The organism is Oceaniferula spumae (genome assembly GCF_042849255.1).
Taxonomy (GTDB): domain Bacteria; phylum Verrucomicrobiota; class Verrucomicrobiia; order Verrucomicrobiales; family Akkermansiaceae; genus Oceaniferula; species Oceaniferula spumae.
Map to the genome: position 1 here is coordinate 2,915,244 of NZ_AP026866.1, position 20,663 is coordinate 2,935,906.

General features: G+C 52.9%; 19 protein-coding genes. 14 read left to right on the forward strand and 5 right to left on the reverse strand.

Going from position 1 to position 20,663, the window contains the following annotated elements; all coding sequences use genetic code 11:
* The first annotated feature begins 246 nt into the window (after positions 1 to 246).
* From ACSPJT_RS12295 to ACSPJT_RS12330, 8 genes are all read left to right on the forward strand, one after another.
* A complete protein-coding gene (locus tag ACSPJT_RS12295) occupies positions 247 to 747 on the forward strand; it encodes a hypothetical protein (RefSeq protein ID WP_435892849.1) in 501 nt (166 codons plus the stop codon).
* Between the two features lie 132 nt (positions 748 to 879).
* A complete protein-coding gene (locus ACSPJT_RS12300) occupies positions 880 to 1,254 on the forward strand; it encodes a hypothetical protein (protein WP_435892850.1) in 375 nt (124 codons plus the stop codon).
* 131 nt (positions 1,255 to 1,385) lie between these two features.
* Entirely contained in the window at positions 1,386 to 1,943 is a 558-nt protein-coding gene (locus tag ACSPJT_RS12305) for an immunity protein Imm33 domain-containing protein (protein ID WP_435892851.1), read from the forward strand.
* 76 nt (positions 1,944 to 2,019) lie between these two features.
* A complete protein-coding gene (locus ACSPJT_RS12310) occupies positions 2,020 to 2,517 on the forward strand; it encodes a hypothetical protein (protein WP_435892852.1) in 498 nt (165 codons plus the stop codon).
* 172 nt (positions 2,518 to 2,689) lie between these two features.
* Positions 2,690 to 3,370: a hypothetical protein gene (locus ACSPJT_RS12315; RefSeq protein ID WP_435892853.1), complete on the forward strand. Its 681-nt coding sequence runs from the start codon at positions 2,690 to 2,692 to the stop codon at positions 3,368 to 3,370.
* A gap of 19 nt (positions 3,371 to 3,389) precedes the next feature.
* Positions 3,390 to 4,091, forward strand: a complete 702-nt coding sequence (locus tag ACSPJT_RS12320) for a hypothetical protein (protein ID WP_435892854.1) — start codon at positions 3,390 to 3,392, stop codon at positions 4,089 to 4,091.
* Positions 4,092 to 4,396: 305 nt separating this feature from the next.
* On the forward strand, positions 4,397 to 5,743 hold the full coding sequence (locus ACSPJT_RS12325; protein WP_435892855.1) for a sulfatase family protein: 1,347 nt from the start codon (positions 4,397 to 4,399) through the stop codon (positions 5,741 to 5,743).
* 26 nt (positions 5,744 to 5,769) lie between these two features.
* On the forward strand, positions 5,770 to 6,987 hold the full coding sequence (locus ACSPJT_RS12330; RefSeq protein ID WP_435892856.1) for a putative glycoside hydrolase: 1,218 nt from the start codon (positions 5,770 to 5,772) through the stop codon (positions 6,985 to 6,987).
* Positions 6,988 to 7,174: 187 nt separating this feature from the next.
* Here ACSPJT_RS12330 and ACSPJT_RS12335 read toward each other — a convergent pair whose 3' ends face one another.
* From ACSPJT_RS12335 to ACSPJT_RS12345, 3 genes are all read right to left on the reverse strand, one after another.
* Positions 7,175 to 7,537 (reverse strand): sulfite exporter TauE/SafE family protein, encoded by a 363-nt coding sequence (locus tag ACSPJT_RS12335; RefSeq protein ID WP_435892857.1) that lies wholly within the window; start codon positions 7,535 to 7,537, stop codon positions 7,175 to 7,177.
* 37 nt (positions 7,538 to 7,574) lie between these two features.
* Positions 7,575 to 8,660, reverse strand: coding sequence for a DNA polymerase III subunit delta (holA, locus tag ACSPJT_RS12340; protein WP_435892858.1), 1,086 nt, complete (start codon positions 8,658 to 8,660; stop codon positions 7,575 to 7,577).
* A gap of 155 nt (positions 8,661 to 8,815) precedes the next feature.
* Positions 8,816 to 9,592 carry a DUF1287 domain-containing protein gene (locus ACSPJT_RS12345; RefSeq protein WP_435892859.1) on the reverse strand — a complete coding sequence of 259 codons (777 nt, stop codon included), beginning with the start codon at positions 9,590 to 9,592 and terminating at the stop codon, positions 8,816 to 8,818.
* A 221-nt stretch (positions 9,593 to 9,813) separates the two neighbouring features.
* Between ACSPJT_RS12345 and ACSPJT_RS12350 the strand changes: the two genes are divergently transcribed.
* Genes ACSPJT_RS12350 through ACSPJT_RS12365 form a run of 4 tightly spaced genes read left to right on the forward strand, consistent with a single transcriptional unit; the run spans position 9,814 to position 13,775 of the window.
* Positions 9,814 to 10,464, forward strand: coding sequence for a hypothetical protein (locus ACSPJT_RS12350; RefSeq protein ID WP_435892860.1), 651 nt, complete (start codon positions 9,814 to 9,816; stop codon positions 10,462 to 10,464).
* The gene (locus ACSPJT_RS12355; protein ID WP_435892861.1) at positions 10,421 to 11,407 is read left to right on the forward strand and encodes an NAD(P)-dependent oxidoreductase; all 987 of its coding nucleotides are present in this window, start codon (positions 10,421 to 10,423) and stop codon (positions 11,405 to 11,407) included. Before ACSPJT_RS12350 ends, ACSPJT_RS12355 begins: the two co-directional genes overlap by 44 nt.
* A gap of 11 nt (positions 11,408 to 11,418) precedes the next feature.
* The gene (locus tag ACSPJT_RS12360) at positions 11,419 to 12,135 is read left to right on the forward strand and encodes an alpha/beta hydrolase (RefSeq protein ID WP_435892862.1); all 717 of its coding nucleotides are present in this window, start codon (positions 11,419 to 11,421) and stop codon (positions 12,133 to 12,135) included.
* Between the two features lie 53 nt (positions 12,136 to 12,188).
* Entirely contained in the window at positions 12,189 to 13,775 is a 1,587-nt protein-coding gene (locus ACSPJT_RS12365; protein WP_435892863.1) for a SpoIIE family protein phosphatase, read from the forward strand.
* Between the two features lies 1 nt (position 13,776).
* On the opposite strand, the gene galK is transcribed toward ACSPJT_RS12365, so the two are convergent.
* Complete coding sequence (gene galK / locus ACSPJT_RS12370) at positions 13,777 to 14,967, reverse strand: galactokinase (protein WP_435892864.1); 1,191 nt, start codon at positions 14,965 to 14,967, stop codon at positions 13,777 to 13,779.
* Between the two features lie 111 nt (positions 14,968 to 15,078).
* On the opposite strand from galK, the gene ACSPJT_RS12375 reads away from it, so the two are divergent.
* The gene (locus ACSPJT_RS12375) at positions 15,079 to 16,665 is read left to right on the forward strand and encodes an ankyrin repeat domain-containing protein (protein WP_435892865.1); all 1,587 of its coding nucleotides are present in this window, start codon (positions 15,079 to 15,081) and stop codon (positions 16,663 to 16,665) included.
* A gap of 83 nt (positions 16,666 to 16,748) precedes the next feature.
* Positions 16,749 to 17,078, forward strand: coding sequence for a hypothetical protein (locus ACSPJT_RS12380; RefSeq protein ID WP_435892866.1), 330 nt, complete (start codon positions 16,749 to 16,751; stop codon positions 17,076 to 17,078).
* 14 nt (positions 17,079 to 17,092) lie between these two features.
* Here the strand turns inward: ACSPJT_RS12380 and dnaE are convergent, their stop codons facing one another.
* Positions 17,093 to 20,602: a DNA polymerase III subunit alpha gene (gene dnaE / locus ACSPJT_RS12385; RefSeq protein ID WP_435892867.1), complete on the reverse strand. Its 3,510-nt coding sequence runs from the start codon at positions 20,600 to 20,602 to the stop codon at positions 17,093 to 17,095.
* Positions 20,603 to 20,663: the final 61 nt, after the last annotated feature.

Sequence of the window (20,663 nt, forward strand, 5' to 3'; positions counted from 1 at the left end):
TGTTAGACAATATTATCCATGAATCATCTGTGATTGTACAGTCACCTTTAACAAGTCCTCCAGATACAGCGGAAAACTCTGAAGCCCTTACGATTGGAGTATTATTTCACTTGTTATGACTCAAGCAATCTCGCTAGAATGGCTTAGTTTTATAGGGTAGATGCTCTTTTCCTAATCAATCAAAATGATCAAGGATCTGTAAGTTCCGATTGCCCGAGTCAACTATTAACACTGTTAGCCTAAAAAATGACATCACCCACGTTCAGACATTCAGCCGGCTTCGGTAAGCGTATCGAATACTGGATCGTCGGCTTGATGCTCAAGGAAGGACTAGATGTCTACCTTCCTCTCGTAGATGACGATGCAATAGACGCAGTCGTTCGACGTGATGATGGTTCATTCACGACCGTCCAGATTAAGGCTCGATCAAAGACTTGTAAGTTTGGCAACGGTGCTCTGTTTGCCGCTATTCCACACGAATTCAGAGATAACTATTGGTTTGTCTTTTACTCGGAACGCATGGATAAGATTTGGATCATGACCTCCGAGGAATTCATAGCCGAGTCGTCCCAAAACAAAACAGGAAAGAATACAGGGAAGAGAACTATCTGGCTTAACGGAAGAAGAACTGACAGAAAGACTGGTGAGAAGTATGAATACTGTAAAACACAGTTTGAGCGATACATCGCATCAGATTTCAGCAGGCTTTCTTCTCCGTATCCTGCTGCCGAGAAAAACAAAGGCTAACAAGGCAGAGCACACCAATCCACTACCCGTCCAGAGTCGAATTTTTCAGATGATTCCAACCCTTAACCCCGAAGTCACACGCGCCCCCCGGTAGTGGATGGGTGTCTTATGACGTTCGCTAATAATAAATACATGCGCCATCCGACAGCACAAGCGATTGAGAAGTTTAATCGACTATTTGATATTGATGATGATTCATACATCCAGGATTGGGAGATCGAGGCGGCTGACCCTGGTAAGATAGATCAGTATCTCCAGTGTTATAGTAATTCTGTTGAGAATGATGATGAGAGGTTCACATTGATGGCTCTTATTTTAGGAGCGTATGAGGAGTATCACGCAATGAATCCGCCTGATGCTGAACACTGGCCTAAGATTAGATCTATCCTTCTGGCAGATATGGAGATACACCGCGATCACATAGATTACTACCAGTGCAATGACGATGGGGATGAGGATGGCTGTTTTCCAATTACACCACTAATGAGATCTATCGCGATCCAATAATCTAAGCGAACAAGACGGTGCACACCGACCCGCTACCCGTCCAGTGTCGACATTTTCCGATGACATCAACCTCCAACCCCTTCGTCAACACGTGCTCCCGGTAGCGGGCGGGTGACCTATGACGTTCTACCATGGAAATATTCCACGCTGGATTCCTCGAAGAGTTGCACCGACGAGGTGTAAAGCCCGGCGAGACTATCATGTGTGGATGGCTATGGTTTCGGGCAGTGGAGGGCGCCGAGGAAATTGAGCTTGAGACGCTCGATTTCAAAGCGATGGCTTCGTTCACCCGCGATTTGAGCGCCGCACAGGTGATTCACACCGTTCAGCAGGAACGATTGAAAAGTTATGGAGCGACTGAGGAACCGTGCAATATGATGCAGACCGCCTTTGTATCCAAGTCGATCATTCCTGGTTCTGATTCGATCTTTTTGAACCGGCAGGAGGCCGCCTCAGAGTCTGATAGCGGGTGGTATGTGGGGATGGTCGATGAGTCCCGCGATCTGGAGGATCCTGAGACCTTCGAGCATAGATCGCTCTATGAATTGACGATCAGTGACGACAGACTTGCGAGTTGGTGGCTTCTTCCTGTAGGCACTCACGTATTCTTTGATCGGGCCGAACCTTACGCTGAACGGGTAGAACAAGCGGGTGGACACCAACCGCCTACACGCGCCGAGTCAACATGATCCTCTTCATTCGAACCCTTAACCCTGTTGCGGAGTGGCGCTGCCTGTAGGCGGCGGGTCACCCTTGACGTTCTCCATGAAAATGCATTGGCTCAAAAGATTCCTTCGCATCCAGACTGATGAGGAACGCCTGCTAACTGCGATCGGCATTGATCCGGCCTTCAGAGATAAGAGCTGGCAAGCCGATGGGATTACATACAAGCGAATTTCAATATCCGAGGTTGAAGGCAGCTTTAGACATTCAACGATCTTATTTCCGACTCAAGAGTTCGAGATTCTTATTTCTGCTGCAGATCGGACGACACAGCAGCATCTAGACTTGATTCGACACATCAGAGCGAACTTCGATACTCTCCTTCAGGCATCTGTCGATTCCATCATCAAGATTTCAGACTCATCCGACCTGGACGAATTCAAGCTGATGGCGCATGATCCATCGATCATGCTCGGTGAGGACGGTGAAGAATTCGACGGGGAATCATGGTCGTTGGTCGTAGAGTGGGGGAAGGGGGACTTCGGCTATCACTGTGAATTCAAGAGCTTAGATCTGATCGACACGTGGGGAGGTGACTAACAGAAGGAGAATAAGGAGGAGATGGCGACGCCGAGTCAGCCGTCTGATTAAATTGGGAGTTTAATCAGGACGGCAGTCTGGTCTGGTAGGTTGTTTCAGATAGGGCCAAGTGGGAAAACCTGATTGTCGACAGGCTGGGGGAGTTACTGGCGTATGCATGTCATCTAGAAGAATGAAACGTCTCTGGCACCTACCTACTCTCATCATCACCATGGTCTTGTCGGTGATTTCTCTTGGGAGCTTGGACCTCTTCATGGGACCGGATACTGGCGATGGGATCGTGATGATCTTAGGCGGTATTTTGATCGTTCACATGTTTGCTTTTGCGGTCGGGTTTATCCTGCCTCGACGGAAGATTTTCAGCTATATTGTCTTGGTCTGTCTTGCGCTGACACCGATCGGATTTCTGATCGCAGACGGAATCAAGCAGGCGCATTATCTGAAGTATGAAGCGGTCTATGATCGCTTTAGGGAGATGCTGATAGACCCGATTCCTGAGTCGGTGACCGATTTGGAATTTGTTGACGATGATGCGTCTGAAGACTTTCATCTGAAGTTTCGCTTTCAAATAGATCCGAGTGATTTGGATCAGATCATCGAGAAGCGAGGCTTCGAACGCATTACGCCAGATCAATTTCGCGATCCGACCGATGCCTTTCGTGACCCGTCCTACCTTCCAATGGATTCACCTGTGACATTCTACACGATTGAAGACAATGTGGGCGGCTACCCTGAGCCCAGCTGGGGCGATGGCTATACCTTGAAAGTGAACGCCGGCAGAAATTCGGTTATTTTCAGGCGTGAGTCAGCCCAGCATTATCGTTACCGTTATTGGGAATCTAACAATAACTAGCTCCTAGCATTAACCTCACATGGACTCCTCGGCCACAGCATTATTCGAATTCACCCGATCAAGGGTGACCGATGAGGATATCGTCAATTTCTCACCAAGTGATCCGGGTTATCCGAATTACGTGAAACTGTGGACGCAGATCAGGCGATCGGGTGTCATTCCTAACGATGCGGACTTCGACCTGACGGAGGTCATTGGGCTGACCGGATGGGCAAAGCCGAAAGAATGGAAGAAACCTGAGCGGTTCAGGATTTACCGGAGGTTCACCAGTGCTGTTGGTATCGCGTTGCTCCACCAAGGGCACGATAGTGAAACGGTCAGACCCGCCAACTATCTGGCTCGTGATTTGCTCATCGATCTCGATCCATCCAGCGAACGTCACATCACATTGATGAGGGATGTGTGCAAGAGCACTCGAATCATTTTGAGCACAACGAATTTGGATGAAGGCTATCCGTTTTTTACCCTGGCCTCGATGATTTTGGCACAGAAAGCCGGCGCATGGAATGAAGCCGAGGCGGCGGCCAGCCAGCTGATCGAGGACGAGAACGCTGTGAGGTCGAACGAGATATTGAACTGGCTGGTTCAGGATGACCGATTCTTGTTAGGCCTGAGTGTTTACGATCAGCTCCACGGTGATTGGAAAGCGATTGCCAAGGAACTGAAGAACCCCAACCAGCATGAGGAGACGCAGCTGGTGATCGATGTTCTGAGCCAATAGGGGAAAGTAATCGGGTAAATCTCCTATTGGGTGCAGGGCAAGCTAGTTAGGGTTTTTGAACCGCGAATGAACACGAATGGACGCTAATCTTTCATATCCTAAGCACTCAAAGTCGTGAAATCTGCGGGATAACAATCAAATCACGCACGGTTTGGTGAGACAAGATCTTCATTCGCGCATATTCGCGTCCATTCGTGGTTCAAAACACAATCTTGTAGAATTTCCTCGTTAGCAAGGTCGCCCTCACGTGGATGCCATAGAACAAGGGTGACAGAGATTCGTTCAATGGATAGTAGTGTTGGGAGATGAAACTTTTATTGCTGCCGTTCTATGCACTTTTGGTCGCTTCTGCTTTTGCGGCCAAGCCGAATTTCATCATCATCCTGACCGATGACCAGGGCTATAATGACCTTGGTTGCTTTGGCTCGAAAACCATCAAGACGCCGAACATCGATGCGATGGCCAAGGAAGGTCGAATGTTTACCAGTTTCGTAACTCCCAGTCCGGTCTGCACACCATCGCGCGCTGGTTTGCTAACCGGCAGCTATCCGAAGCGGGTCGGGCTCGCGAAAGGGGTGCTTTTCCCGAAGAGCAACTTCGGTCTCAATTCTGAGGAATACACCATCGCGGATCATTTCAAGTCCTTGGAATACGCGACTGCATGCGTTGGAAAATGGCATCTTGGTCATCACCCCGAAGTGTTGCCGCGCGCCAATGGATTCGATTACTACTACGGGATTCCCTATTCCAATGACATGACCCATCCGGTCAACAAAAAGGCCGCCAAACCAGGCGTCGATGAGAGCTGGCTGAATCAAGACGAGTTCGTCAAGAAATGGAAAACACCTCTTATTGAGAACGAAAAAATCATCGAGATCCCCGTCAACCAGCGCACCATCACTCGGCGCTATACGGACAAGGCCATCGAGTTTGTCACCGCTAACAAGGAAAAGCCCTTCTTCCTCTATCTGGCTCACAGCATGCCGCACATACCTCTCTTTGTGCCCGAGGACGTCTACGATGCCGATCCGAAGAATGCCTACAAATGTGTGATCGAGCACATCGATACTGAAGTCGGTCGACTGGTCAACAGCGTCAAAGACCTCGGCCTCGCGGAAAACACCTACATCATTTTCACCAGCGACAACGGCCCGTGGCTGAATTTCAAAAACCACGGCGGCAGCGCTCTGCCATTGCGTGGTGGAAAAATGCAAACCTTTGAGGGCGGTCAGCGCGTCCCCTGCGTCATGTGGGCACCCGGTCGCATCCCAGCCGGAACCAGCAGCGATGCGCTGTTTTCTAACATTGACCTGCTGCCATCGCTCGCAGCTCTGGCCGATAGCAAACTACCGGGGAAAAATAAAATCGACGGCCTCGACCTCTCCGCCACCATCACGGGCGATCCAACCATCAAACGTGAAGAGTTTCTCTACTACAGCAAACAAGGGAATATCGAAGGCATTCGTCAGGGAGACTGGAAACTCCTAATCTTAAAGAAAAACAAACCCATGTTATTCAACCTCGCCAAGGATGTCAGCGAATCCAAGGATCTCGCAGCCAAGTTCCCTGAAAAAGCATCTACACTCGCGGCACGCATGAAGCAGTTAGATCAAGAGGTCTCTGCGAATGCCCGACCAGTCTGGAAGAAGTGAAGCGGTCTAACAAAACCAACAACATTATGAAAATTGCCAAGATTTCACCATCCATCATGCTCGCGCTGTTCGTGATCGCCGGCTCAGGTCAGGTTACTGCAGAGGCAGTGGCTAAGGAGTCGGAGAGTAAGAAAAGTGCCACCGCGGTCCGTAAACTTCCGGCATTCAGCTGGGACCGGATTCCACTCTACATGCACATCCGCAAGGCGCAGGCCTACACCGATAAAGAGATCGCGTTCATCGCCAAATTTCCGCTGATCACCTTTGAGAAGGCAAACGGGCACTCGGCTCATGGCACGATCGAAAAAGGCACGCTGGTGGCAGCCCGAGCAGTGAAGAAGGTGAATCCTGACGCAACTATTCTCTACTACCGAAATGTCATCGTCCATTACGGTGGTTACGGTGCGAACAAAGCACTCGCTGATATCCCAGGTGCTTTTCTCAAGGACACGAAATCTGGAAACACGAAACTCGTGCGTTCCAAAGTCGAGGCCTATGATTTATCGAGTCCTAAACTGCGTGAGTGGTGGGTGGAGACCTGCAGCAGCATGACGGCTGATCCGGCAATCGATGGCGTTTTCCTAGACGGCAATATCAAGGCTCTGGAGCCGGGCTATCTCAAGCGTCAGGTCGGTGCGGAAAAGAAAAAAGCGGTTACGGCTGGCTATCACACGATGATGAAAGACACCCGCAAAGCCATCGGTCCAGACAAGCTGATGGTGGCAAACATTCTCAGAGCACGTTTCAAAAATGCGGGGCTGGAATACCTGGATTATTTCGATGGTTCCTACCTCGAGGGCTTCCAGCATGCGGTTGGTAAAACCAGCTACGAGGACTACATCGCCAAAGGTATCGATGCCATGCAGCAAGCCAGCCGACAGGGAAAAATCATCGCGTTCACCAACGGTCTGGCGGAAACGGAAAACACCAGTAAGATGGGCATCGATGAAATACATGGATCGGTCGAGTCCGAGGAGAAAGCCCGCCAAGCACTGATCTACCCCTTGGCCATTTTCCTGATCTCCGCCGGCGAGCACAGCTACTTCCGCGCCCATGAAGGATACGCAGCGGATAAAAAAAATCACTGGATGAGATGGTTCCCAGAATACGACAAACCCCTCGGCCCTCCGCTCGGGCCAGCCAAGAAAGATGGCTATGTTTACACAAGGCAGTTCAAGCACTGTAGCGTCACCCTAGACGTTAAAAAACGCACCGCCGATATTAAGTGGCAGGAGAAAAAGTAGCTTTTTTAGGGTAGGGCAGAATGGCCTCATGCTGCCGGGTTACGCCATTGCTAGTTGAGATGGAAAAGATGATATCGAAGGGGCTGGAACTGTTTTTGATTGGGCGTAGCTGAATACCTCCGGTCCGGCTGATTGGGCCAATCAGCCCTACCGTTGTGGATCCTCAATCAACCCTAATTCCCAGCGCTTATTTCCCCATTAGCATTTTTGCTCCGAAGACTAACAGCACGACGCCGAACATCTTGGTCAGATGTTGGTTGCTGAGTTTGTGCATGAGGTCGGTTCCGAACCAGGCGGCTAAGGCGGCGCAGGCGGCGGTGATTCCGACTACGCGCCAGTCGATTAGTCCAGTTTGACGTGAGTTATTCAAGGTGGAGACCGCGGCAATGATAACGATCACCGCAAGCGAGGTGGCAACCGCTTTTTTCTGCTCAAAACCCAGCGCGGTCACAAAAGCCGGCACCATGACAATGCCGCCACCGACGCCGCAGAGCGCTCCTAACAGACCAGCAGTAATGCCAACAGCAGCGGCGATGATGAGAGTTTTCATAAGTTTCTGGAATCTGGTCTCTGGAATCTGGATTCAACTAAGAGCAAATTGTGGCGATTAAGCGATGCAATACCACACGCTGATCCAGCCCCGTCGTCACCAAAGCGCGATCCGCATCGAGGGTGGCTTCCATGGCTTCGCGGAGTTTAGCCAGGCCGAAGTTACGTGCACTTTTGCTCGCGAGGAAAAGGGGATAGGCATTCACACCACCGGCTTTTTTCTGAGGTAACCAGGCGCGTTCGTTGCTGGGCAGGGAATCCAGTGCGGCGGAGTACTGGTTGTAGTTTCCGTTGGGGATGTTTTTGCCATCACTGGCAGCGGCGGCCATGAACAGGTTTCTAATAGTCGGGATGATGGAGGCGCGGAGGATTCCGATGGCGGTCTCCTTGCGCGAGAGTTGCTGATCGACGAGCTCGATGGCACGAGCGCCGTTCTTCTTCTGAATCGCGTTACCAATTTCAAAGACAACACCAGCGCGGCTAAGTGGCACCATGGTGCGCACATCGTCCTCACTCACCTCACGGCGATCGCCGAGGTAGAGGTCGATTTTTTCCAACTCGCTATTGATCTGGCGGGTGTCCTCCCCAGCGAGCATGACAAAGAGTTCCAGAGCGTCACCTTGAAATGTCAGACCGAGATCGCGGGCTTTGTTTCTAACAAGATGGGCGACTTCGTCCTGCCAGCCGTCGCGTGAGACGTCCGGCTTGTCGTAGCTTTGCAGGTTCGCTTCCTTCTTGAGATACTTGTAAAACGCGCGGCGCTTATCGAGTGCGCCGCAGCTGATGAGGAAGGTAATGTCTTGGGCGAGTCCGGACTGTAAGCATTCTAACAAGGCTTCGACGCCTTGTTTGGTTGCTTCCGCTTCACTGGTTCGGTCACTGCCGAGGAAGTTGGCATTTTTCAGCCAGACGCTTTTACCACCGCCGAAGAAGGGCACAGTTTGCAGCGACTGGATGACCTGGCTGCAGGCGCTGAGGGCCTCGTCGGCATTCGAGATCGTGCCGTTGATGATTTCATTGGCAAAATCATCCCCGCCTTCGGGTTTGATTTTTTCAAAGACCTTCAGGGCCTCCTCGGCGACTGTGCCTTCGTCGCTACCAGTGATGACGTAAATCTGACTCACGGGCGCGAGTGTGGAGGATGATGGAGGGTTTATGAAGCCGCAATCGAGGAATTTTCTCCTACCAAGGAATTCGAAGAAAGGACAACGATCCTAAGTCGATGTCTTCGCACGGAATGCTGTGTGCATTCTGCGAATTTTAGTGACGCTGGCTTTGATTAGCGGGCGTTGTAACGCATACCAGACTGGCTGACGCTTTTGACAACGCCGGTATAGCGGTATTGGCCAATGATCTGGTATTCCAGAAGCTTGTCTTCCCATTTCGGACCGGAGCCGATGTTGTGCACGATCCATTTTTCATCGTGGCGCTCACCGGGGCCGGGAACAACGATGCCGATGTGGGTGGCTCCGTGTGGCAGACGCCATGCGACGACGTCACCATAGTTGAAGTCGGTGGCTTTCTGGTCAGCTTCGTTGGCGAGAGCGATTTCTTGTCCGAAACGGCTGAAGTATCGCTGCAAGTTCGGCACACGGCGGTGGTCGATATTGCTGTCGGTCTGCTTCATGCTCCACAATTGTGGGTAAATGCGGAAGTTCTTCTCCATGTCTTCGTGGACGAGCTTCTGCAGATCGATGCCAAGGGCACGGTAAGAGCGGATGACCACGTCAGTGCAGACACCTTTGCCCTCAGGAACATCGCCATTTGGGTAGGAAATTTTGTAATAGGCAGGGTCGTAGGTGATGGGCACCATGCTGCGCTCGAGTGCGGCGGCTGCTAACTGATTGCCAAAGCTGTCGTCCTTGGCGAGCCAAGCTACGGTTTCCTCAACTTTCAGCTCATCGGTAACGTCTCCTTTGGCAAGAAGATCGGAGAGAAATGGTTTCGCAACAATGCCGACACCGACCACAACCAGTAGTACCATCAGCCAACCTCCCCCCCACGGCTTGCGTGCAGGTTTTTTAGGGCGGGGTCCGATGTATTCGATTGCGTTCATTGTGTGTGGGTTACATTTGAGCCTAGGGCTGCTTGGGTTGGCGGCTCAATGTGAATGAGTTATTAACAACACATACGCGATGGCCTTTCCAGCATTTTTCACGGAATGTCAAAAAAAGTAGTCATTTCAGACCACAAGTTCATTTTTTACCCGTTTTTCCCACTAAAATGGCCTCGTTTTAGCTTTGGCAAGACCGTTCAGATCCTCCACCTTCGGTCCGCATGCTGATTGAACACAAAAAGGAACCGCTCTATTGGGGAGGCCTCGATCTGGGGCTCTTTGGTCTGGAAAAAGACTGGTATGGCAAGCCGCTCGACACCCCTGCGGCATTTGGCCTGGGAATCGATCACGGTAGCCTCTGGTTCGTCGCCACCCACCGCAAGCCCGCGTTGATCCATCCACAGGCCAGGCCGAGTCAATTCACGCCCGAACTTTGGAAATACGATGTCGCTGAGTTCTTTTTGAGTCATCCGGCGTCGGGCAGGTATCTGGAGTTCAATCTCGCAGCCAATGGTGCCTGGTGGAGTGCCGAGTTCACCGCGCCTAGGGTGCGGGCTCAGGAGGAAGATTTGCCAGTGCCCGGGGTAAAAGGCTATGGAGAACTATCTCCGGACGGCTCGTGGCTGGCTGCGGCATCGATTCCTCTCGATGTGTTGAAGGCGAGGTTTGATTTTGGTCCAGAAACGCGGATGAATGTGACGTTCATCGTCAATTCCCCCGAGCAACAATTTCTCACAGCCGCACCTGCTCCTGAGGGTGAGCCGGATTTCCACCGACCCGATTTATTTCAGCAGGTCCGCATTCTCGATGGCGGCCTGAGCTTTGATCATGAGCCATTGGAAGGCGGTGCGGAGTCTAACGGGGGAAACTAAGGCGTCTCGCGCTTTACTTCATGAAGGCCGCTACTATGTTCGGGGCATGGAAACAACTAGTCGAAAAATCGCCTTTGTAGGAGTCGGGAGAATGGGTGCTAACATGGCACGGTGTCTGAACGATGCCGGTCACACCATCACCGCCGTTTACGATGTCTATCAGGAGTCGGCCATTGCCCTTGCCGATGAGCTGGACTGCACTGCTGCAACCACCTTGGCGGAATGCGCCGCTGATGCCGAGCTGGTGATCACGGTTGTCACTGACGACGAAGCGATGCGTAGTATTTTCCTAACTGACGGCGATAACCTTCTGACCAACGCCGCAGGAAAAACCTTTATTAACTGCGCCACAGTATCCCCGGATGTACACAAGGAAATAGAATCCGCCGCTGAGTCCGAAGGTGCCCACTCACTGGAGGCGTGTATGGCATCCAGCATCAGTCAGGCACGCGAGGGCAGCCTCTATCTGATGATCGGTGGTAAAGAGGAGGCCTTTAACGCGTGTAAGGATGTGCTCGATCAGCTTTCGACAAAACTCCGCTACATCGGCGAAGCCGGCGAGGCTGCTAAGGTCAAAGCCTTGGTCAATATGGTGATGAATATCAACACCGCAGCCTTGGCCGAAGGGCTCGGTCTCGGTGAGGCATTGGGGCTCGATACCAAGATGCTCTGTGAAGTCTTCTCTCAGACGGGGGCGAACTCACGGGTCTTGGAAACTGACTCAGACGATATGATTGATCGTGATCACGAGTGTTGGTTCTCTGCCGCTCATGCGGAAAAAGACAGCGGTATCGCCAATGATCTAGGCAAGGAAGTGGGAGTTGAACTGCCACTGTCCCTCGCCACCCAAGCGCAGTATCAGCGCATGATCGACCTTGGTTTAGGCGGGTTGGATAAGTCCGGCGTGGCTGAACTTACCTTCAAAGGACGAGCACTCAGCTAATCGTTTTTGTTATGCAACCTATTAGAAATTCAGCTGGCGAGCAGCTTGACGCCTCGTTTCATGATGCCGAGAAATCCGATTGTCTGGTGATCCTTGGCCATGGTGTCACCGGGAACAAAGACCGGCCGATGTTGGTCGAGCTTGCCGATGCCCTTGCCGAATCTGGTTATCCCTGTCTCCGATTTTCCTTTTCGGGGAACGGAGAGTCAGAAGGAAAGTTTACAGATTCTAACATCACCAAGGAAGTGGGCGATCTCACTGCGGTGATCGATCAGCTTGGCACCGGAAAACGGATCGCCTACATCGGTCACAGCATGGGCGGTGCCGTGGGTGCGCTTACGGTGGCCCGTGACGAGAGGATCAAGGTGTTGGTTTCTCTGGCAGGCATGGTGCGCACCGCGGATTTCACAGACCGGGAGTTTGGTGATGTTACCCCAGACGATGGCCTGATGTGGGATGAACCCGACTGCCCACTTTCCCAGTCCTTTGTAGATGACTTGCACCAGATCGACAACACTCTGGCCGCAGTCGCTGAAGTGCGTGTGCCTTGGTTGCTGCTTCACGGCCTTGCGGATGATGTGGTGTTACCGGATGACAGCCGTGATTTGAATAAGGTGCTGCGCGGGCCGTCCAAGTTAGTAGAGATCGAAGGAGCCGGACATTCTTTTGAGGGACACTACAGCGTGCTCGCCACGGAAGTGAGTGAGTGGTTGGAAAATCACCTCTGATGGTCGCTTCCTGATTGATTCATCAGAGATTAGTGACTTAGATAATAAGAAGCATGGAAACCAACCCCCAAGATAGACTCGAACTCGCTCTCCAGGCATCTAATGAGGGCGTCTGGGACTGGTATGTCGGCGAAGAGGAAATCTATTACTCGGACAGGGTGTTAGGTTTTCTCGGTTACGACAAAGCCCATGCGCCCAATCTGCTGACGAAGAGCAAGGAATACATCCACGAGGACGATTACCCGGAATTCAAAAGGGCACTGGACCTGGTTCTTTCCGGCTCGGAGTCTGACATCTTGGCGACGGATTGCCGCTATGACCATCCGGACGGAGAATGGCATTGGCTTAGAATCCGTGGCGTGGTGGTGCGTGATGATACTGGCAAAGCCGAACGCATGGTGGGATCAGTCATCGATATTTCGATGCGGAAACGTGCGGAAACCGCACTTGAGGAAGAGCGCTATCGGTTGCGCGAACTGATCGAGAACATTCCAGTGAATGTTTATTACAAAGATCAGGACTCGAAGTTTGTATTGGCTAACAGCTCAACGGCTAAGAAACTCGGCGCTGACTCAGTGGATGATTTGTTAGGAAAGACGGACCACGATTTCTTTGATGCCACACACGCCGATGTGGCGCGTGCCAACGAACTCGAAATCATGGCCTCACTCGAGCCTCAGATCAACGTCATCCAATGTGAGACCTGGGAGGGTAAGGACGATACCTGGGCGGAAACTTCCAAACTTCCGTGGCGCGACCGCAAGGGCAACCTTCGCGGAACATTTGGCATCACCAATGACATTACTGACCTGGTGCGCACCCAGCGCATGCTTGCCAGCCTGGCTGAAGAGCTGCAGAACCGTTACACTGCGGTAGAAGAAGAGCTGCAACTTGCCCGCGAGATTCAGCAAGCACTTCTGCCACAAAGTTTGGACGGACTGACTCTGCAGAACTCCTCACGCGAGGTCACCTTCCGCAGTCGCTATGCACCGGCCTCCGAGATGGCAGGTGACTTTTATGAGGTTATCCCCATTTCCCAGCACTCCATTGGCTTTTTTGTCTGTGATGTCATGGGCCACGGTGTCCGTGCGGCATTAGTCGTCTCGATGCTGCGTGGTTTGATGGAAAAAGAACGTGAGGCAGCCACGGATCCCGAATGGTTCCTCTATGGAATCAACGAAGGTTTGGTTTCCATTCTTGAGCGCGCCGGAGTGACTTTCTTCGCCACTGCCATCTATGGGGTGGTGAATCTCAAAGACGGCGTGCTGCGCTATGCATGCGCCGGCCACCCGTCGCCTGTTGTTGTTAGGCTAGGCAAGGCCAAGCAGTTGAAGAGTCCCGAGGGGCAGCCGAACCCGGCGCTTGGCTTGATTCCCGGTGCTCCATTTAAATCTCAAACAGTATCTCTCGATGACATGGATCGGTTGTTAGTCTTCACCGACGGTCTTCACGAGGTTGAAAACGGGGAAGGGAAACAACTGGGCATCAAGAAAATCATGAAGTTCTTAGAGCAGTGCAAGGGCGAGAAGCTCGAGGCCTGCCTGGATGGCATGCTGGAAAAAGCCAAGGCCTTCTCTGAGTCCGGAGAGTTCGAGGATGACGTCTGCCTACTGGCGATGGATGTTGGCTCCGGTCTTTAATTTAGAGACCGAGGCTGTGGGCTCCATCGACGGCTGTCGTCGCAAAAATAGAGGGCTCGATTCCAGTTTGTGCCTGATAGGTTGCTGCCATTTTTTGCATGATCTCCTCGGCATTATCTTTACGAGCCAAAGTGACCGTGGATCCGCCGAAGCCGCCACCTGTCATGCGACTTCCAAGCACCCCACCGGCTTCGCCGATGTCCCAAGCCGCTTCGACCATGATGTCGAGTTCCTTGCAGGATACTTCGAAGTCGTCTCGAAGTGACTTGTGGCTGTCGGCCATCAATTGTCCCACGGTTTCTGTTTTCCCACGAGCGAGAGCCATGGCGGCGCGTTGGGTGCGATCGATTTCAGTGACCACATGCCTGGCACGACGAAATACTTGTTCATTCATGTTAGGCTCGGCAGACAGAAGATCCTCCATGGTGACATCGCGCCAGGAATCTTTGCCGAGTATCGACAGGGCGATTTCGGTATGCTTGCGCCGATTGGCATAGCTGCCGTCGCTCAGGGCGTGTTTTACCCGCGTGTCGGCAATGATGATTTCCACCGAGTCGTCGGCAAAGGGAATGGCCTGAGCTTCTTCAGAACGGCAATCGATCAGGATCATGTGGTCCTTTTTGCCAAACACAGAGGCAAACTGATCCATGATGCCGCAGGGAACGCCGGCGAATTTATGCTCAGCAGTCTGGCACAGCAGAGCCTTGTTCTTCGGGTTGATTTCGATTCCTAACAAGGACTCGACCATCGTGGCTGCGGCCACCTCGAGCGCTGCTGAGCTGGAAAGCCCGGCACCGAGAGGCACATTGCTGTGAATGACGGCGTCAAATCCTGGCAGAGGCCAGAAATCCTTGTTTCTAAAACCATCGAACACACCACGGATGACATTAGCCCATGACGGTTGGCTGACCTTTGGTGGTTCGTCCAGCATGACGGTGGCAGGCTGATTGGGCAGCATGAGGGACAGGAGATTGGCGCGCTCGGAACCGTTAGGCGTGGCCGCGATCATGACATGTCGATTAATCGCCAGAGGGAGCACAAAGCCATCGCAGTAATCAATGTGCTCTCCGATCAAATTCACGCGCGCCGGAGCGGCCACGAGAAAGAAGGGCCTGGTGCCGAAATGGTCTTCGAATTTCTCTACGAGTGTCTTTTTCAACTTCTCGTAGCTATTGTCATCATGTTCGATCATCGTGTGTGTGATTAGGCAAATGATTATCCTACCTAGATGGCAGCTTCAAACGAAAAGCCAGCTCATGTGTTTGTGGGTTGAAACTTAGCATATGTGAAGTATTATGCCGACATGCAATCTCTCTATTCTTCAGTCCTGTTAGGCCTACTCGGTATGACGCTAGTTCTGACCTCTTGTGGGGATAAAAAGGAGCAGGTGGAGAAGGAGTTGGAGACGTCAGGTTATCAATCGACGCCCGGTGATTTCCTACGCGCTGCAGAAAACGGTGATGTGCGTGCTCTCGAGCTGTTTGTGAAACATGACATGGATCTCAATACCAAGGACGCCAATGGCTGGACTGCGATGCACCTTGCGTCACGGGCGAACCGCCAGGAATCGATCTCATTCTTGCTGGAGAATGGAATGGATGTGGATACTAGAGGGTTGGATGGCGTAACGCCGCTGATGCTCGCCGCACGCGAGGGAAATACAACGATGGTGCGTTATTTGTTAAAACAGGGCGCCAAACCCGAGCTTAAGGATGAGAAAAAACGCACCGCTCTGATACTCGCGGTCGAAGGTGGTCATAAATCATGCGTCGAAGAGATCGCCCCATTTTCTCGCGATCAGCTGGACACAGCTTTGCTCTACGCTGCCTCCAAAGGTAAACATCAAGTGATTGAAACACTCACCAGCTTCGGCGCATCCGTCTATGTTAGACATGAGGGTGGCATGACACCACTGATGCTCGCCGCGCACCATGGACTTGCTTCGACAGTTAAAGCCTTGTTAGATAGCGGGTCGAATCGATACGCTGTCAATGAACACGGCTGGACAGCTTCCCAAGTGGCTGCTGCTGCCGGCAAGGACGAGATAGCCAATTTATTGAATCACGATCCAGCCGATGGCGAACTCACCATTAACTCGCCAGAGGGAATTGAAGGGGTCGAATGGATGGATCCAGCTCCAATCACGGAAGATACTGCCACCGAGGATGAGCCCACGGAAGTGGCACAGGGGAGTGAGCAAACTGGCGAGTCCGAGGCCAGCACTCCAGTCGACGAGCCCACCGACACTGCTCCGTCAGTGGCTTCCACGCCTGACACTGTCGCGGGAGATTCTCCAAGGCCAAGCCAGCGCCAAAGAGCCAAGAAACTTTTACCATTTATTGCCGGAAAAACCATTCCCAGCAAAGGCACAACATCCACAGCCGTTGCCAAAGATCTGGCGATGCTCGATTACAAGGAAAAGCCGCTGCCTCTGATGGTGGAAAAAACAGGTGTCGATAAAACATCTTCAACCGAGGGCGCACCTGTTAGCACAGCCTCCGTCCGCATGCTGTATGGGAAGCAGAAAAAGGTCGATGTGAAGCAAGGCGAGGTCATTCCCGAGACGCATTTCAAAATCGTCAGCATCCGCCGTATGCTCAACCATTCCAAGATCACGGACGGTCAACCTGCCGATGTTTCAGTGGTTGAAATCGAAGATACTCGCACTGGCAAACGCCGCGAAATGACGGCACAAATCCCAGCCTCAGCCGCCGACCCTTGGGCGGTTTTACGGAGCCGGAGCAGCGGTAAGACCTACGCCGTGAGGGCTGGCCAGAAGTTTACCAGTGCCGCCGGACAACATTTCACAGTCACCGACGTGCGCCCGAACCAACTGGTCATCACCCACAATGACAGCGGCGAGGTTAGCACCATACCGTTGGGGCGTTAGAAAATGCACTCGTACTGTCGCTCGCTGGGCTGCAGGGAAATTTAAGGTGCGCGGTGACCATTTTTACCGTATGGTGGAAAGTCATGAATATTAAACTAACAACATATGTCGCATCCGTGCTCATAGGCCTGGCTTCTCTCACTCAGGCTGATGAATTCACCCTCGTGGATGGGAATTTGAATGGCTTTGTGCACATCAAAGAGAAAAAAGCCAAAGGAGAACCTGATAACCTGTATATTTCCAGAGCCCAAATCCGAAAAGTGCAAGCTGTGGAATTGGATGAGAAAAAAGACAATGCCGTAGCTGCGGTGCACATCACCATCGGGGATACGGCTGGAATGGTGCACATTTACTACTTTCCAGATTTCGCCAAGGCCAAGGCATTTGCCGAGCGTGTGGTGAAGGGGAACTAACAATAGCTAGACGTTTACTCCATCCACTCCGCCAAACTCTGGTTCAGGGCGGCGCATTTTTTCACCCGAAGTTTTTCTCCGGCTTCGATGGTGGCGCGTTTACCAGTACCGCTCTGAAGATGGATCTCAACAGGTGTTGTTCCGGGGTGCTGCTGCAGCACTTTGCGGATGTTCATTAGATCATCCTCGCTGTGGCGGGCAACCCAGAGAGTGACTTGCACCGCGCCGTTCTTTCCAGGGGCGCGGGCTTTGAGTTCTTTGATTTCGGATCCCGTGAGGCGTAAAGATTCAGTGCGCTCATCTACCTGCACGTTGGCCTTCAGGCGGATGACGCTGCCGGACATCAGCAGGCCGGCCTCGCGGGCAGGGGAGTAGCTTTCCGACCAACAGACCACCTCACAGTTGCCGGTGAAATCCTCGATGTGCAGCACGCCGAAGGGTTTGCCCTTGCGGGTGACCTTGTGTTCAACGTGGCGGATCATGCCGGCGAAGGGGTAGCGCGCGCGTTTATCCTTGGTGTCGAGTTCGTCTAACAGGCCGATCTTTTTGAAGCGATCCGAGTCGATGACCTCGCGGTATTTGTCCAGCGGATGGCCACTGGTGTAGCATCCTAACAGCTCTTTCTCATTGGCCAGTTTTTCATCCTTACTCCACTCCTCAACCTCAGGGGTGTCACCGCCGCCTTGCTCTTGAGCGGGCGCGGCACCGGCGAAATCCATGGTGTCGAAAAGTGAAACCTGGCCTTGTGCGCGATCGCGCTGGGCGGAGCTGGCAGAGGCCACCACTTGCTCGATCCGGTGGAACATCGCTGCGCGAGTTTCACCCGTCCAGTCGAGCGCGCCGGCTTTGACCAAGTTTTCCAAGATGCGCTTGTTGACGCTTTTGGAGTCGAGCCTGTTAGACAGGTCGTCCAAGCTGGCGAACTCACCGTTTTTATCGCGTTCGGCGATGGCGGTGCGCATGGCTCCCTCGCCCACGTTTTTGATCGCGGCGAGGCCGAAGCGGATGGCGAGCTTGCCGGATGGGATGGCTTCGGGTGCGAAGCGGAGTTTGGATTTATTGATGTCCGGCGGCAGGATCTCAATTTCCATGCGATGGCACTCGTTGATGAAGATGCCGATCTTGTCCGTGTTATTGAGTTCGTTAGAGAGCAGGCCGGACATGAACTCGACCGGATGGTTCGCCTTCAAGTAGGCGGTCCAGTAGGAAATGTGGCCGTAACAGGCGGAGTGAGATTTGTTGAAGCCATAACCGGCGAAACCGGCGATCTTATCGAAAATCTGGTTCGCCAGAGGAGCGTCGATATCGTTGGTTTCCTTGGCACCGGCCACGAAGATCTCGCGCTGCTTCGCCATTTCCTCGGGTTTTTTCTTACCCATCGCACGGCGCAGAATATCCGCACCACCGAGGGTGTAACCGGCGAGCATCTTGGCCGCGTTCTGCACCTGCTCCTGATAGATCATGACGCCGTAGGTATCGCCACAGATCACTTCTAACAGCGGGTGCTCGTAGCGCACTGGTTTGATGCCTTTTTTCACCTCGATCATCTGATCGATGTAGTCCATGGCACCCGGACGGTAGAGCGCGAGAAGGTCAATGATGTCGTCAATTTTATCGATGCCATACTTGCGGCAGGTCTCGACCATACCGCCGGATTCCAGCTGGAACACGCCCATGGTTTCACCGCGGTTCAGCAGGGCAAGAGTGGGTTTGTCTTCCAGCGAGATTTCGTTGATATCGAAATCAGGTGTGTGCTCGCGAATGTGGTTCACGGCATCCTGGATGACGGTCATGTTTTTCAGACCGAGGAAGTCCATTTTTAACAGGCCTAACTCGGTGATGGAGTTCATGTCTGCCTGGGTGACGACCTCACCTTCGTTACCTCTTGTTAGGGCGCAGTGTTCATCGAGCGCGCGGTCACCGATCACGACACCGGCGGCGTGCACACCGGTGTTTCGTTTCACCCCTTCGAGTTTGATGGCATAGCCCCAGAGGTCTTGCCAGGTGCTGCTGTTCTCGATGATGTCGCGCAGCTCTTGCTTCTCATCATACTCGCCTTGGAGTTTGACGCCCGGTTTCGCCTCGATCATTTTTGCCAGCATGTCGGCATCGCCGTAGCTGATACCCATGACACGGGAGACATCGCGGATGACACTTTTCGCGCCGAGGGTTCCGTAGGTAATGATGTGGGAAACGGAACGCTCCCCGTATTTTTGACGCACGTATTCGATGACCTCGGTGCGTCGGGTCTGACAGAAATCAATATCCACGTCGGGCGGACTGACACGCTCCGGGTTGAGGAATCGTTCGAAGAGCAGGCCGAAACGCATGGGGCAAATATCGGTGATGCCCATGGTGTAAGCCACCAGCGAACCGGCGGCGGAACCACGGCCCGGTCCTACGGGGATGTCGTTATCGCGTCCCCACTGAATGAAGTCCGCGGTGATCAAGAAATAGGAGGCGAATCCGAGGTCGTTGATCGTCTTGATCTCGTAATCGAGCCGCTCATCTAACACCTTCTGCATTTCCTCCGGTGTTTTTTTCAGTCCTTCGGCGAGTTTTTCGAGTTTGCCGTTGGCGTAGCGGCTGGCCAGACCATCGAAACAAACCTTGCGGAAATACTCCTCCCGCGGTGATCCGTCGGGAGATTCGAACTGCGGGTATTTTTCAGAGCTGGTGGCATCCAGCACCATTTCGACGTTACATTTTTCAGCAATCTCGAGGGTGTTGTCACAGGCGCCGGGGAAATCGGCGAAGAGCTCGCGCATTTCCTCGGGAGTTTTGAAGTAGTGATCGACTGGGTAACTCTTGCGGTTTTCGTCTAACAAGAGGCGCCCTTGGCCGATGCAGATCAGCACATCGTGCGCCTCTGAGTCCTCCTTGTTCAGGAAGTGGACGTCATTGGTGGCGACGAGTTTAACGCCGAGTTCTTCGGAAAGTGCCTTTAGCTGCTTGTTGAGTTCCTGCTGGATTTCCAGGCTCTGGTCGTTGAGTTCGAGGTAAAAGTCATCGGGGCCGAACATATCGCGCAGGGCGATGGCTTCGGCGCGGGCGGCATCGAGGTCTTTTTTCTGCAGCCATTCGTTGACGGCGCCGTTGATGCAGCCGGAGAGACAGATCAGTCCTTCGGAAAATTTGGCGAGCTGTTCGCGATCGACCCGTGGTTCGCCGAGGTAGTCGCCATCGAGGTGGCCGATGGAGATCAGCTTAACGAGGTTCTTCCAGCCGGTTTCGTTTTTGGCTAAGAGGGTGAGGTGGGAGGAATTCTTGCGACCGGGGGTTTCCACCTTGTCGTAGAGCGAGGCGGGTGCGAGGTAGATTTCGCAGCCGAGGATGGGTTTGACGCCGGCGCGGGTGGCATTTTGATAAAATTCGACGGCGGCGTAGAGATTCCCGTGGTCTGTCATCGCCACGGCGGGCATATTCAGCTCCACGGCTCGGGCGACAAGTGCCTTAGTACGAACAGTGGAGTCGAGGGTGGAATACTCCGTGTGGACGTGAAGGTGGACAAAGGAATCTGACATGGCGCGCGATCAGTTTATGAGGCGAGCGCCACTTGGCAATGCTAGGCGTCTTGTAGGTGAA

Bases quoted from the DNA above. Each gene is read 5' to 3' on its own strand.
- dnaE (WP_435892867.1), bottom strand. From the start codon at position 20,602: ATGTCAGATTCCTTTGTCCACCTTCACGTCCACACGGAGTATTCCACC.
- ACSPJT_RS12300 (WP_435892850.1), top strand. From the start codon at position 880: ATGCGCCATCCGACAGCACAAGCGATTGAGAAGTTTAATCGACTATTT.
- ACSPJT_RS12310 (WP_435892852.1), top strand. From the start codon at position 2,020: ATGAAAATGCATTGGCTCAAAAGATTCCTTCGCATCCAGACTGATGAG.
- ACSPJT_RS12355 (WP_435892861.1), top strand. From the start codon at position 10,421: ATGAGCCATTGGAAGGCGGTGCGGAGTCTAACGGGGGAAACTAAGGCG.
- ACSPJT_RS12330 (WP_435892856.1), top strand. From the start codon at position 5,770: ATGAAAATTGCCAAGATTTCACCATCCATCATGCTCGCGCTGTTCGTG.
- ACSPJT_RS12315 (WP_435892853.1), top strand. From the start codon at position 2,690: ATGAAACGTCTCTGGCACCTACCTACTCTCATCATCACCATGGTCTTG.
- ACSPJT_RS12375 (WP_435892865.1), top strand. From the start codon at position 15,079: ATGCAATCTCTCTATTCTTCAGTCCTGTTAGGCCTACTCGGTATGACG.
- ACSPJT_RS12380 (WP_435892866.1), top strand. From the start codon at position 16,749: ATGAATATTAAACTAACAACATATGTCGCATCCGTGCTCATAGGCCTG.
- ACSPJT_RS12295 (WP_435892849.1), top strand. From the start codon at position 247: ATGACATCACCCACGTTCAGACATTCAGCCGGCTTCGGTAAGCGTATC.
- ACSPJT_RS12325 (WP_435892855.1), top strand. From the start codon at position 4,397: ATGAAACTTTTATTGCTGCCGTTCTATGCACTTTTGGTCGCTTCTGCT.
- galK (WP_435892864.1), bottom strand. From the start codon at position 14,967: ATGATCGAACATGATGACAATAGCTACGAGAAGTTGAAAAAGACACTC.
- ACSPJT_RS12365 (WP_435892863.1), top strand. From the start codon at position 12,189: ATGGAAACCAACCCCCAAGATAGACTCGAACTCGCTCTCCAGGCATCT.
- ACSPJT_RS12305 (WP_435892851.1), top strand. From the start codon at position 1,386: ATGGAAATATTCCACGCTGGATTCCTCGAAGAGTTGCACCGACGAGGT.
- ACSPJT_RS12345 (WP_435892859.1), bottom strand. From the start codon at position 9,592: ATGAACGCAATCGAATACATCGGACCCCGCCCTAAAAAACCTGCACGC.
- ACSPJT_RS12360 (WP_435892862.1), top strand. From the start codon at position 11,419: ATGCAACCTATTAGAAATTCAGCTGGCGAGCAGCTTGACGCCTCGTTT.
- ACSPJT_RS12335 (WP_435892857.1), bottom strand. From the start codon at position 7,537: ATGAAAACTCTCATCATCGCCGCTGCTGTTGGCATTACTGCTGGTCTG.
- ACSPJT_RS12320 (WP_435892854.1), top strand. From the start codon at position 3,390: ATGGACTCCTCGGCCACAGCATTATTCGAATTCACCCGATCAAGGGTG.
- ACSPJT_RS12350 (WP_435892860.1), top strand. From the start codon at position 9,814: ATGCTGATTGAACACAAAAAGGAACCGCTCTATTGGGGAGGCCTCGAT.